Origin of the sequence: Paenibacillus sp. GCM10028914 (genome assembly GCF_042666275.1) — a bacterium.
GTDB lineage: Bacteria > Bacillota > Bacilli > Paenibacillales > Paenibacillaceae > Paenibacillus_AQ.
Window position 1 is genome coordinate 148,315 of sequence record NZ_JBHTFO010000018.1, and the last position, 13,320, is coordinate 161,634.

General features: G+C 47.4%; 10 protein-coding genes. 9 read left to right on the plus strand and 1 reads right to left on the minus strand.

Features of this window, described 5'->3' with window-relative positions; translation table 11 throughout:
• Positions 1-10 precede the first annotated feature (10 nt).
• The 9 genes from ACFQV5_RS21140 (at position 11) to ACFQV5_RS21180 (ending at position 11,930) form a co-directional block, all read left to right on the plus strand.
• Positions 11-1,375, plus strand: a complete 1,365-nt coding sequence (locus tag ACFQV5_RS21140) for a glycoside hydrolase family 28 protein (protein ID WP_379249708.1) — start codon at positions 11-13, stop codon at positions 1,373-1,375.
• A 15-nt stretch (positions 1,376-1,390) separates the two neighbouring features.
• Positions 1,391-2,977: a glycoside hydrolase family 43 protein gene (locus ACFQV5_RS21145; RefSeq protein ID WP_379249710.1), complete on the plus strand. Its 1,587-nt coding sequence runs from the start codon at positions 1,391-1,393 to the stop codon at positions 2,975-2,977.
• A 300-nt stretch (positions 2,978-3,277) separates the two neighbouring features.
• Complete coding sequence (locus ACFQV5_RS21150) at positions 3,278-4,195, plus strand: dienelactone hydrolase family protein (RefSeq protein WP_379249712.1); 918 nt, start codon at positions 3,278-3,280, stop codon at positions 4,193-4,195.
• A 68-nt stretch (positions 4,196-4,263) separates the two neighbouring features.
• The gene (locus ACFQV5_RS21155; RefSeq protein WP_379249714.1) at positions 4,264-5,256 is read left to right on the plus strand and encodes a pectinesterase family protein; all 993 of its coding nucleotides are present in this window, start codon (positions 4,264-4,266) and stop codon (positions 5,254-5,256) included.
• Between the two features lie 223 nt (positions 5,257-5,479).
• A complete protein-coding gene (gene araA, locus ACFQV5_RS21160) occupies positions 5,480-6,967 on the plus strand; it encodes an L-arabinose isomerase (protein WP_379249716.1) in 1,488 nt (495 codons plus the stop codon).
• A gap of 105 nt (positions 6,968-7,072) precedes the next feature.
• Complete coding sequence (locus ACFQV5_RS21165) at positions 7,073-8,170, plus strand: GntR family transcriptional regulator (protein WP_379249718.1); 1,098 nt, start codon at positions 7,073-7,075, stop codon at positions 8,168-8,170.
• 93 nt (positions 8,171-8,263) lie between these two features.
• Positions 8,264-8,953 carry an L-ribulose-5-phosphate 4-epimerase gene (gene araD / locus ACFQV5_RS21170; RefSeq protein ID WP_379249720.1) on the plus strand — a complete coding sequence of 230 codons (690 nt, stop codon included), beginning with the start codon at positions 8,264-8,266 and terminating at the stop codon, positions 8,951-8,953.
• Between the two features lie 45 nt (positions 8,954-8,998).
• A complete protein-coding gene (locus ACFQV5_RS21175; protein WP_379249722.1) occupies positions 8,999-10,669 on the plus strand; it encodes a ribulokinase in 1,671 nt (556 codons plus the stop codon).
• A 130-nt stretch (positions 10,670-10,799) separates the two neighbouring features.
• Positions 10,800-11,930: a sn-glycerol-1-phosphate dehydrogenase gene (locus ACFQV5_RS21180; protein WP_379249724.1), complete on the plus strand. Its 1,131-nt coding sequence runs from the start codon at positions 10,800-10,802 to the stop codon at positions 11,928-11,930.
• Positions 11,931-12,077: 147 nt separating this feature from the next.
• Here ACFQV5_RS21180 and ACFQV5_RS21185 read toward each other — a convergent pair whose 3' ends face one another.
• Entirely contained in the window at positions 12,078-12,992 is a 915-nt protein-coding gene (locus ACFQV5_RS21185) for an ArsR/SmtB family transcription factor (RefSeq protein ID WP_379249726.1), read from the minus strand.
• Positions 12,993-13,320: the final 328 nt, after the last annotated feature.

Here is a 13,320-nt window from a genome sequence, read left to right on the forward strand (position 1 = left end):
AGGAGGAAGGATGCAAGTATATAACATAATCGATTATGGGGCAGTCAGAGATGGTGACACTCTAACGACCGGAGCGATCCAATCGGCTATCGATGCCGCAAACGCAGCGGGAGGCGGAACTGTATATGTACCTGCTGGGACGTATTTAACAGGTGCAATCCTGATGAAAAGCAATGTCAATTTGATGCTGAGCCCTGGATCTGTCCTGTCTTTCAGTACAAATCCAGCGGATTATCCACCCGTGACTTCGAGGTGGGAGGGAGTTCTTCAAGAGGTACATTCGCCGTGTATATTTGGCCAGGACTTGGAGAATGTCTCCGTCACAGGCAATGGAAAGATTAACGGAAACGGTCAGCCTTGGTGGGATAAGAAGAGAAATGCGCCGGAGGAACTGGAATATCCTCGCCCAACATTGATCAGCTTTTACAACTGTCGCAGGGTAACGCTCAGGGATTTGAATCTGGTCAATTCTCCAAGCTGGACTGTAAATCCCATACGTTGCAGCGATGTTACGGTTGATAATTTGTCTATCCATAATCCTGCTGACTCTCCGAATACGGACGGCATTAACCCGGAATCGTGCCGGAATGTGCGGATAAGTAACTGTCATATTGATGTAGGGGACGACTGCATTGCAATCAAAGCTGGTACTGAGGACACAGCGGAACGGATTCCTTGTGAAAATATAACGATCTCGAACTGTACGATGGTCCACGGTCATGGTGGTGTTGTTCTGGGCAGCGAGATGAGTGGGAGTATCCGCAATGTCACGATTACTGGCTGCGTATTCCAGCATACCGACCGTGGCATCCGCCTCAAATCCCGTCGCGGGCGCGGGGGAATCATTGAAGATATCCGCATCAGCAACATCGTCATGGATGATGTGATTTGTCCGATTAAATTGAATCTCTATTATTTTTGCGGACCTCGAGGCAAAGACAAATATGTATGGGACAAAAATCCTTATCCCGTGACAGAGGAGACTCCATCCTTCCGTCGCATCCACTTTGCCAACATAACCGCTCGACGGGTACATGCAGCGGCTGGATTCTTGTATGGCCTTGCCGAGCAATACATTTCTGAAATTACGTTCGATCATATCGATATTTCTATGGCGGAGAATGCGGTCCCAGGAGTCCCGGCAATGATGGCGGGCATCAGCGAAATGAACAACCGTGGCTTCTATCTAGGAAATGTAAGGGATGTCCGCTTTCATCACGTCACGATTGAAAACCATGAAGGACCTGCATTTTATGTTGAAAATGGAGAACGGGTTACGGCCTTACACTGCGAATCCAGAAACACCAAGCACAAGGAAGAACTGTTAGTACAGGTGAATGCCCCGCCAGCGAACCCGGATGCTGATGAAGTTTAGACGAGGAGGACGAGTATGATAACTCAAGGAAAGACAACCGGATTGGCACAAAACCCAATTTTGCCGGGTTTTAACCCTGATCCTTGTATTGTAAGAGTGGAGAATGTTTATTATATCGTAGTTTCTTCTTTCGAATGGCTTCCCGGGATTCGGGTTTACGAGTCTCCTAATCTAGCTGATTGGGAGCATTGCACGGATATCTTGACCCATCAAGTGGATTTGAGAGGGAATCCAAAAAACTGTAGTATTTGGGCTCCTCAACTTAGCTATCATGACGGATTGTTCTATCTCCTATATACCGATGTGAAAAGCACGAAGCGCCCTTTTAAGGACTGCCATAATTATTTAATTACATCTCCGTCGATTCATGGTCCTTGGTCGGAGCCTGTTTATTTAAATAGCAGTGGTTTTGATCCGTCCTTGTTTCATGATGACGATGGCCGCAAGTGGCTGCTCAATTGCTTGTGGGATTACCGCATCGTCGAAGGTAATAAATCGAGTGGAATCGTGATTCAAGAGTATGATGCCCGTTTGGGAAAATTGGTAGGAAAGCCCCAGAAATTATTTGATTGCACACCGCTGAAAAAAACGGAAGCTCCCCATATCTACAAGCGAAACGGCTATTATTATCTCATTACAGCCGAAGGCGGAACAGGCAGCGGACATGCCGTTACGGTAGCGCGATCCACAGAATTGCTCGGACCTTATGAAGTGGATCCAATTAATCCGATGCTGACTTCGCGAGATAATCCGGAACTCGCTTTGCAGTGTGCCGGCCACGGTAGTCTGGTCGTGACACAGGATGGTGAATGGTATATGGCACATTTGTGCACGCGCCCGGTAGAAGGCGAGTATGCCATTTTGGGAAGGGAAACCGCGCTGCAGCAGGTGTATTGGGACGAGCAGGGCTGGCTTCGTCTAACGGCGGGAGGTAATGCTCCGCTGCTGCAGGTGCCTTTGCCAGACGGGGTATCCCCAAAAGAAGTAGTAACGGATTTTGAAGATGATTTTTCAGGCCCCGAGCTGAAAAAGAACTGGAACACACTTCGCATACTAGCTGATGAGAGCTGGTGCTCGCTGTCTGCAAGAGAAGGATTCCTGCGGATTCAATCTGGCGAATCTGCACAAAGCTTGTTCCATCACCATGTTGTAGCGATACGCCAGACGGACAAGTCGTTCCGCGTAGAGACGAGCGTGGAATCCAATCCGGTTTCTTATTTGCAAATGGCCGGGCTGATGCTCTTTTTAAACGAGGATAACTATTGGTATGCATATATTACTCATGAAGAAAATCAGGGCAAGGTTCTGAGACTCCTGCGGTGCGCACGTGATGAATTTGAACTCGAACCATTTGTGATTGAACTGAATGGCGACGGAGCAGTTCAACTGGCTGTTGATGTCAATGGAGTAAAGGGGCAATTTTTCTATCGCACGGATGAGGGGGAGTCATGGAAAGCCCTCGGGAATTCACAGAACATCGGTTTCCTTTCAGGCGGGTTTACCGGCAACTTTATCGGAATCGCAGCACATGACATGAACCAATTTGGAGGCAGTTTTGCCGACTTTGAATACTTCAAATATCAAGGCAGAGACCGCCAATAATAAATTCAGGCTGGCTCAGGACCTGCATAAAGCAATATATGCGGGTTCTTTAGCCACTTCATAAGGATACGGCGGAATACTTTTGATAGCGTTTACAGATGAGTGGGGAGGATGTGGTACACGAAGAATGTGGAGATGGAAAGGCGTTGAATGAACATCAAAATTGAAGAGGCGGGATAGTTGATACAAAAATTCTTATCGGTATTACTTGATCTATTTAGGGATTCACCCTGGGATTGTGCTAAGCAGCACCGCCCCGGGGATTATTTCATAAATGCTAGCAGAAGGAGGAATGAATAGATGAATTGGAACCCTGACGATGAGAGAGAAAAATTGAATAGATTGCTGGGAGATTTACCAGCAGACGGGCCAATATCGGCTAAAGTGCTGAAACTGGAGGAGCGGGATGGGTATTACTTGGAAACAGTGCTATTGGAGCTTTACGGGATGGATCCAATTCCTGCTTATGTAGCCAAACCGCGAGAAGGAACCGGACCGTTTCCGCTCGTGCTCTTTAACCATTCGCATGGTGGGAATTATGGGAACGGGCGCAAGGAGATGATCGTTAGCAGTCCTTACCTGCAGGAACCTTCATTCGCTAAGGTTCTAACCGACATGGGCTGCGTGGTCTGCTGTATCGACATGTGGGCCTTTAATGAGCGCGGCGGAAAGACCGAAAGCGAACTAGTTAAAGAAATGCTGTGGAATGGCCAAGTCATGTGGGGCATGATGCTGTATGATAACCGAAGGTTTTTGGATTATATGTGCGGTCGTCAAGATATTGACGCCTCGCGGGTTGCCACAATCGGAATGTCGATGGGTGGCTTGATGTCCTGGTGGCTAGCCGCGCTTGATGAACGGATCAAAGTAACCATCGACATTTGCGGGCAGGTGGAAGCCCAGACCTTGATTGCGAAAAGAGGACTGGATCATCATGGCTTCTATTCTTATGTTCCTGGTCTATTGAAGCATTTTACGACTCTGGATATTCAAAAGCTGATCGTACCGCGTCCGAGAATGAGTCTTGTAGGTCGAAATGACAGACTTTGTCCGATAGAAGGGGTAGAACTGCTCGCGGGTGGACTTCGTGAATATTATGATGCTGCCGGGAAATCCGAGTACTGGCAGCCGTTTATAGGAGGAGGCGGACATATGGAGACCGCAGAGATGCGTACACTCTGGACTTCGTTTCTGGCTAAGCATTTGTTAGATGGATAGTGTATACATAATGATTGCTTGCATCGAATAAAAGGCTTAGGCCGATAGTTTTGAGAGGGGATTTTGACATGGTTGTTCTTGTAGGAAAGGAATCATTTTGTAATTTTCGCTCCATTCAAGATGCGGTAAATTTTTTGGAGAGCCAGACATCAGATAATCCGGCCCAGATTCATATTTTACCCGGTGTGTATGAAGAGACGGTACGGATATATCGTTCCAATCTGTCACTGATTGGAATTGGGCAGGTCGAAATCGTTATGAATCGTTGTGCCAAGGAGCGAGATGAGCAGGGGAATGAGATCGGTACGTTTGCTACACCGACTTTATTTCTAGGCGGCAGTCATCTGGTTATTGAAAATCTCATCATCGCGAACACCGCAGGCCAGGGGGACGATGTGGGGCAGGCGCTCGCTGTTTATGCACATTGTGATTATACAGTATTTAGGAATTGTATTTTGAGGGGGAATCAGGATACGTTATTCACAGGACCGCTCCCCCCCTCGCCGAAGGAACGATCTGTCTTTGGTGGCATTCAACTAAGGGAGCATCATACTGAATACCGTCAGTTATATCGTAATTGCCTGATTGAGGGCACGGTTGATTTTATTTTTGGAGGGGCCACAGCGTATTTTGAACATTGTGAAATCCGTAGTCTTCGGCATATTAAAGAGGATAGTCCCGGATACATTACGGCCGCTTCTACACCAAAGAACCAGAAAAATGGCTATGTCTTTCGGGATTGTTATTTGACTGCGGCTGAAGGGGTGCTTGAAGGCTCGGTATATCTGGGACGGCCGTGGCGGCCTTATGCACAAACCGCATTTGTGAATTGCCGGGTCGGCAGTCATATTCACCAACAGGGATGGGATAACTGGAACGATCCGGAGAATGAGGCTACCGTTGTCTATGGTGAATATGTTACTCCAGAATCACAAGCAGTGTGTCGTAATCGGGTTGCGTGGGCGACGTGCTCCGTATTGGGTGATGAAGACTGGAGCAAGGAACTGGTGTTTTCCGAAAATGAAAGAAAAGGAGCATGGTGGAATAAGGATAAGGTTTAAGCATAAAATCTGATAACAGACACGAGATCGGATTCAAGTGCTTTGATCATAACCTTGATTTTCGGTCTTTTGTCATCCATTTTAACGCTTGATTTTTGAATGCAACAGGAATAGAATAGGTTTACCACAACTTGTACGTACAATATCAGAAAAATATCTGTTTATTATCTATTTGTAAGTACAAGTCAATTGCAATTATCAAACTTATGGAGGCGCTAAAATAATGAATTTGAAACCGTATTCATTTTGGTTCGTGACTGGAAGCCAGCATTTATATGGTCCAGAAACGCTGGAGCAGGTAGCAGAGCATTCCCGCAAAATCGCGGAGCAGTTCGATAAAGATCCGGTGTTCTCATTCCCTGTCGTATTTAAACCGATCGTTACGACACCGGAAGAAATATACAACCTTTTACTTCAAGCGAACGGAGATGCAACTTGTGCAGGCGTTATCACTTGGATGCACACCTTCTCACCAGCTAAAATGTGGATCGCAGGCTTGTCACAACTGCAAAAACCGCTTCTGCACCTTCATACGCAATTTAACCGTGACATTCCTTGGGAAACGATTGACATGGACTTTATGAATCTAAATCAGTCAGCACACGGTGACCGGGAGTACGGTCACATCGGGGCACGTCTCGGTATCGCACGTAAGGTTGTTGTCGGACACTGGGAAGATGCTGAAGTTCGAAGTGATATCGCAGACTGGACGCGCACTGCGGTATCGTACGCAGAAAGCCGTAACCTGAAAGTAGCACGCTTTGGCGATAATATGCGTGAGGTGGCGGTCACAGATGGAGATAAAGTGTCCGCGCAAATCCAGCTTGGCTGGTCAGTAGGCGGCTATGGTATTGGAGATCTCGTTCAGGTGATGAATGAAGTGAGTGACGCTGAAGTGGCGGCTCTGCTGAAAGAATATGCGGAACAGTATACGATTACCACAGCGGGGCTCAGTGACGGACCGGTACGCGATTCGATCGCCTATCAGGCGCGGATTGAAATCGGCTTGAAGCGGTTCTTGGAAGCGGGCAATTTCGGTGCCTTTACGACGACTTTCGAAGACCTGCACGGTATGAAGCAACTTCCGGGACTGGCTGTACAACGTTTGATGGAAGCTGGTTATGGTTTTGGTGGCGAAGGGGATTGGAAAACGGCTGCTCTTACCCGGGTGTTGAAAGTACTCGCAGATAACCAAAGCACTTCCTTCATGGAGGATTACACGTACCATTTCGAACCAGGTAATCATATGATTCTTGGCTCGCACATGCTGGAAGTATGTCCGACCATCGCGGCAACAAAGCCAACAATTGAGGTGCATCCACTTGGTATAGGCAACAAAGAAGATCCAGCACGTATCGTGTTCGATGGTCAAGATGGTCCAGCGGTCAATGCTTCCTTAATCGATTTGGGACATCGTTTTAGACTGCTAGTCAATGCAGTTGACGGCGTCAAAGTTGAGAAACCGATGCCGAAACTTCCGGTAGCCCGCGTCCTTTGGAAGCCACAACCGTCTCTGCGCGAATCAGCTGAAGCGTGGATTTTAGCAGGTGGTGCTCACCACACGGTTCTCTCTTATGCGATTAATTCGCAACAACTGTCTGACTGGGCAGAAATGGCTGGAATTGAGGCGGTCATTATCGACAAGGATACTTCCCTAAGGAATTTCAAGAATGAACTCCGGTGGAGTGAGGCAGCTTACCGCTTACGGTGATATTCTACAGCATCCGAGTTTACCCAGCCTGTGATACAATAGCGGTTAAGAGACAAGTGCGAGCCGCGTTAAAGCGGCTGGAATAAATGAAGGATGGATAATGAGATGAATAAACGGAAAATCCCTAAATACATGCAATTGAAACAGGAATTGCTTTCGTGGCTGGAATCGGGCAAACTGCATCCGGGAGCCCAATTCCCATCCGAAAATGAAATTTCAGAGCAATTTGGCCTTAGCAGGCAAACGGTTCGTCAGACCTTTGGTGAACTGGAGAAAGACGGCTGGCTGGAACGAATTCAGGGGAAGGGAACGTTTGCCCGGAATCCGCAGCGGCGGGAAAGCGAGCAGGTCAAGACGATAGGGATTATTACAACATATATATCAGACTATATCTTTCCACATATCGTCCGCGGAGCTGAGTCAGAGCTGCGCAGCAGAGGTTACCGACTGCTTCTTAGCAGTACGGATAACACGAAGATGAAGGAAATGGAAGCTTTGCAGCTCATGACCAGTCAACCGCTGAGTGGTCTGATTATCGAACCGACACGTAGCGCTGAAGGTAACCTCAATCTAAGGTATTTTCTCGATCTGCAGGAGAAGGGGATTCCTTACCTAATGATTAACGAGAAGTACCGGGAATTGGAATGTCCATGCTTAAAAGTTGACGATGAAAAGGGCGGATACAAGGCGACCAGTTACCTGCTTGATGCAGGTCACCGCAGCATTGCCGGTTTTTTCAAAACCGATGATTTGCAGGGTGTCGGACGTTTGAAGGGTTTTTTAGCAGCTCATAAGGAACGAGGAATTCCTGCTGCTTCTAGTCGGGTCATTACTTATGTTACTGAGCAAAAGAGAGACATCCCTTATAGGGAGGCTGTGAAGCTGCTTAGTGGACCAGCGGAAGAACGGCCGACAGCTTTTGTCTGCTACAATGATGAGTTGGCGCTGCTGCTGATGGAAGCCGTGACTCAGTGCGGGTTGCGGGTTCCAGAAGACGTGTCGCTGATCGGATTTGATAATTCCAGTCTCGCAGAGGCGTCAGGTACAAAACTTACGACATTGACTCACCCTAAATTGGAGATGGGAATAGACGCTGCAAGACAACTGATCGACATGATTGAGCGAGGAACAGGATATGAAGATACCGTCTATGAACCGGAGTTGGTTGAGCGGGATTCGGTCGTTCGAATAAACGGGATGTAAGGGCCCCAGAGATTGATAAGCGGCGGCCCCGCTGCAGACCAACTTGTACGTACAATTAGATTGGACGGTTAACAGAAAGGAAGTGTACACAACATGCTGGAAGCTTTGAAAGAGCAAGTGCTAGAAGCCAATCTGGAGTTGCCACAACATGGACTTGTCACTTTTACATGGGGAAACGTTAGCGGGATCGACCGGGACAGCGGCCTCTTTGTTATAAAACCGAGCGGGGTGCCATATGAAAAACTGAAGGCGGAGCATATGGTCGTGATGGATCTTCAAGGAAAGGTTGTGGAAGGAAATCTTCGACCATCCTCTGACACACCGACCCACATGATACTCTATCGTGCGTTCCCTGATATTGGGGGGATCGTGCACACGCACTCTCCTTGGGGCACGAGCTGGGCTCAATCTGGACGATCGTTGCCGGCTTACGGTACGACGCATGCGGATTATTTTTACGGAGAGATCCCAGTGACGCGCCCTATGACGAAAGAAGAAATCGAAGGGGATTACGAGCTGGAGACTGGCAATGTAATCGTGGAACGGTTCACAGAATTGGATCCAAACATGGTGCCGGGCGTACTGGTACACGCACATGCTCCCTTCGTGTGGGGGAAGGATGCCCATAACGCAGTTCATAATGCAGTCGTGCTGGAAGAGGTAGCTAAAATTGCTGCCCGAATGATGCAGTTGAATCCTGATACACAACCGATGGATCAGGCTTTACTTGACAAACATTTTTTAAGAAAACACGGGGTAAACGCTTATTACGGTCAGAAATAAATGACGGACTTTATTCACTTATAACCATTAACAGGAGGGTTAGCCATGAGTAAGAAGTATACGATTGGGGTCGACTACGGCACCCAATCGGGCCGCGCTGTACTGGTGGATCTGGCGGATGGCCGCGAGGTTACCGATCATGTTACTCCTTATCCACATCATGTCATCGACGAACAGCTTCCTGGTTCGAATATTAAGCTAGAACATGACTGGGCTTTGCAGCATCCGGATGATTATTTGGAGGTGCTCAGAAAATCAGTGCCTGCTGTGATCAAGGAATCCGGTATCGATCCTGCGGAAGTGATCGGCGTCGGTATCGACTTTACAGCATGCACGATGCTGCCGATAGACGGACAAGGCGAGCCGTTGTGTTTTGATGCTAAATACATTGATCAGCCACATAGTTGGGTAAAGCTTTGGAAACACCATGCTGCCCAACCAGAAGCCGACAAGATCAATCGGATTGCTGAAGAGCGGGGAGAGGCATTCTTGCCACGCTATGGCGGAAAGATTTCCTCCGAGTGGATGATCGCAAAAGTTTGGCAAATTCTCGATGAGGCTCCAGATATTTATGAACAGACTGACATGTTTCTGGAAGCGACAGACTGGGTCATTTCTCGAATGACTGGGAAGATTGTCCGGAATAGTTGCACGGCAGGTTATAAAGCGATTTGGCACAAACAGGATGGTTATCCAGACAAGGAGTATTTTAAAGCGCTCGATCCACGTTTGGAAAATCTGACCGAGACAAAACTGCGCGGTGAAGTGATTCCACTCGGAACAAGCGCAGGCAGCCTGACACAGGAAATGGCAGAAATGATGGGGCTGAAGCCGGGGATTGCTGTAGCTGTCGGTAATGTGGATGCGCACGCTGCGGTTCCTGCAGTGGGTGTCGTAACACCGGGTAAGCTTGTCATGGCAATGGGAACTTCGATTTGTCACATGCTGCTGGGAACAGAAGAGAAGCAGGTTGAAGGGATGTGCGGTGTTGTAGAAGACGGAATCATTCCGGGATTATACGGATATGAGGCTGGGCAGTCTGCTGTCGGCGATATATTCGAGTGGTATGTGGAAGAAGCATTACCTGCCTATGTTAAGGAAGCTGCTGCAGAGGAAGGCCTGGGGGTACATACCTGGCTAGAGCAGGAAGCAGCGAAGTACAAACCAGGCCAGACTGGGCTGCTTGCTTTAGACTGGTGGAACGGAAACCGATCTGTCCTAGTGGACACAGATTTAACAGGTTTGTTTCTGGGCATGACACTTCTGACCAAACCACAGGAAATGTATCGCGCTCTGCTGGAAGCTACCGCCTTCGGTACGCGAAAAATTGTCGATGCATTCCATTCGAACGGTGTGGCGGTAGATGAATTGTACGCATGTGGCGGTCTGCCGCAAAAAAATCGTTTGCTTATGCAGATTTACGCGGACGTGACGAACCGTGAAATTTTTGTCGCTGATTCTAAACAGACACCGGCACTGGGAGCTGCGATGTTTGCTGCTGTGGCTGCAGGCGCAGAAGCAGGTGGATACGATACAATCATCGATGCCGCAGCGCAGATGGCACGTGTTAAGGAGGAAACGTTCAAGCCGATTCCGGAGAACGTAAAGGTTTACGACCGCTTGTATCAAGAATACAGCAAACTTCATGATTATTTCGGTCGTGGTGAGAACGACGTGATGAAACGCTTGAAGAATATTAAAAAATCAGCGGAGTAATAGAAATTTCCCAAATACCTGTCCATAGCGTCGGTACTGAGTTCTGACGACCAAATGATTGCTGAGGGTATGACTGGTGTGGCGGACTCAGCTGGAGCTTAAAGGACTATTGGGATGGGAGGAATTTGCGATGTCACAAGTTACAGAATTGCCGTTCTCTGGACGAATTGTCTTGAAGGCCGGCGCGATGGAACAGATCGCACCATTCATGCAGGAGTTCGGCGCGAGACACTTGGTCCTAGTAGTAGATGATAACACCTATGAAGCCGCGGGGCGGGAGCTGGAACGAAGTCTCCGTGAAGCAGGATTAGAGCTGTCAATTTGCTTGCTGAAGCCTGATGCAAAGGGGGACGTTATCGCAGACGAAGTGGCGGTTGTTCAGTTACTTCTGGCAATCGAGACAGGGGTGACTGATGCACTCGTAGCTGTCGGGTCCGGCACAATTCACGATATCGTTAGGTTTGCAGGGTACAAGAGCGGGATTCCTTTTTTCTCCGTGCCAACAGCTCCTTCGGTGGATGGGTTTACGTCAGCGGGAGCTCCGCTCATTATTCGTGGAGTCAAAATTACCGTACCAGCTGTAGCCCCGACTGCAATCTTCGCCGATCTTAATATCTTGATGCGGGCACCGCAGCAGCTTGTTGCTGCCGGATTTGGGGATATGCTTGGCAAATATACTTCCTTGTTCGATTGGAAGTTCTCTCATTTGACAGCGGGAGAGCCGTATCATGAACAGGCTGCACTGATCACCGAGAAGGCTCTGAGCTCTTGCGTAGAACATGCTAGTGAAATTGGCCAGCGTACGGAAGAGGGGATCACGGTGCTTATGTCAGCGCTAATTGAGTCCGGCATTGCCATGCTGCTGTTCGGGCAGTCGCATCCAGCTTCTGGCGCGGAGCACCACCTCTCCCATTACTGGGAGATGGAATATTTGAGTCTGGGACACAAGGCGCTACTGCACGGAGCTAAGGTTGGCGTTGCCTGTGTAGAAATCTCGCGCCTGTATAAAGACGCTGCAGAACGCGGTGTCTATCCAGGAGTTGAGCCGGAGGTACTGCGCCAGCATGGTGATCAAGTTCGCAGCTGGCTCGCTGATGTGCCCTCCCCTGAAGAGCTAGCAGAGCTGCTCCTTCAGGCTGGCGGTCCGGCCAGCCTAAAGGAGCTCGCTATCAGCGATGATCTGTTCGTACGCAGCCTTCGTGGAGCACATAAAGTTCGTCTTAACCGCCATACACTGCTACGGGCGCTGAATGAAGCATAACCAGTCAGTATAGAGCTTGGGAAACAAAGAAAAGTAAAGTAAAGTAAAGAAGCTGGTGCCGTTTAAATACCGACACCAGCTTATAACTAGAGTTTATTAATTGTTAAGTGAATTGGGATGTGTCTCTGCACGATATGTACTCTTAGCTTATTCATGGACATCATACAGTACTCGTGCGAGTAAGTCTTGGCCGTAGTTACCGAAATTTTTACCGAAGATTGTTAGCCCGCGTTTGTTAGTTGGTTTATCGGTTACGGCGATTCGGAAGGTTAGATCGCTTTTGTAATCCAGTTGTATCTCGTCCAGTGTCACATCGGAAATCCGGCATCCATCGATAAAGCTTCCATCGTTGTTGATACGAATCAGTTTCAGCATACCGTACTGGTTAAGATGAGGTGGCCACCAATCGGGATTGAACGTCCCTCGTGCGTCTCCGAAATCTCCCGGACTGGTCCAACATCCGATTTCGATTCCATTAATATAGAAGTATATATCTGAAGGATAGTTATCGCAAAAACCAGGGGCTTCAGACCCTAACTCCATAGAAAATTGGATTTCTTTAAAGGTTTGGTTAGGTTTGAGGTAGTTAGGAATTTTGTATTCCAGGAAACCTTCGGCGAGCCATATGATTTCAGCATTAATACGTTGTGGATCGGCAAAATATCGGGGATCATCAAAGTCGCCGATGATGCTGTCTTTAGTAGCTAAACCACAGGTAGGAGCAGCCTGATAATCGCTGTAATGTCCTACTTGGATTTCTACTTCGTATAGGTTTTTCACTTCTTTACTTCTCAAATCAACCAATAGCTTGTCTTTATTGAGGTAACAAATTTTCTGGATGCCATGCTTCCCCACTGTGGTGCTGATTTCGATCAAGCCGCTTTGTTCTAATTTTTTGATGTGCATCGTGATGGCTCCATTACTAAGGTTAAGCTTTGTGGCCAATTCATTTAGATTCAAGGCTTGGTTTTTGACAAGAAGTTCGATGATTTGAATTCTAATCTCCGAACTCAATGCTTTGAAAATATCAATTCCGCTCATCAAATCTTTAATATAGATCATTCTATAAAACCCTCTTCCAGTAGGAGTCTTTAACATTTGATTTAGATTATCATAAACTAAATGATCGGAATTAGAAAGTGAATAATGTATAAACTGAATATTAATTACATATTTAATGGTTAATTTCATTTTGGTAATCAAAAGAAAAATGCAGTAGAAATAAGGCGTTTCGTTAACTTATGAGCTGAATTATACGGAAATATGACAAATTAACTACTTTGTTTTATAAAAACATAAAAAGATTTACATTTCCATGTTTACAATGTATTTCCTATATGTTATTTTAATAATGTAAACGGATTCATTCAAGTTATATTAAAACATTTTA

Bases quoted from the DNA above. Each gene is read 5' to 3' on its own strand.
- ACFQV5_RS21140 (WP_379249708.1), top strand. From the start codon at position 11: ATGCAAGTATATAACATAATCGATTATGGGGCAGTCAGAGATGGTGAC.
- ACFQV5_RS21145 (WP_379249710.1), top strand. From the start codon at position 1,391: ATGATAACTCAAGGAAAGACAACCGGATTGGCACAAAACCCAATTTTG.
- ACFQV5_RS21150 (WP_379249712.1), top strand. From the start codon at position 3,278: ATGAATTGGAACCCTGACGATGAGAGAGAAAAATTGAATAGATTGCTG.
- ACFQV5_RS21155 (WP_379249714.1), top strand. From the start codon at position 4,264: ATGGTTGTTCTTGTAGGAAAGGAATCATTTTGTAATTTTCGCTCCATT.
- araA (WP_379249716.1), top strand. From the start codon at position 5,480: ATGAATTTGAAACCGTATTCATTTTGGTTCGTGACTGGAAGCCAGCAT.
- ACFQV5_RS21165 (WP_379249718.1), top strand. From the start codon at position 7,073: ATGAATAAACGGAAAATCCCTAAATACATGCAATTGAAACAGGAATTG.
- araD (WP_379249720.1), top strand. From the start codon at position 8,264: ATGCTGGAAGCTTTGAAAGAGCAAGTGCTAGAAGCCAATCTGGAGTTG.
- ACFQV5_RS21175 (WP_379249722.1), top strand. From the start codon at position 8,999: ATGAGTAAGAAGTATACGATTGGGGTCGACTACGGCACCCAATCGGGC.
- ACFQV5_RS21180 (WP_379249724.1), top strand. From the start codon at position 10,800: ATGTCACAAGTTACAGAATTGCCGTTCTCTGGACGAATTGTCTTGAAG.
- ACFQV5_RS21185 (WP_379249726.1), bottom strand. From the start codon at position 12,992: ATGATCTATATTAAAGATTTGATGAGCGGAATTGATATTTTCAAAGCA.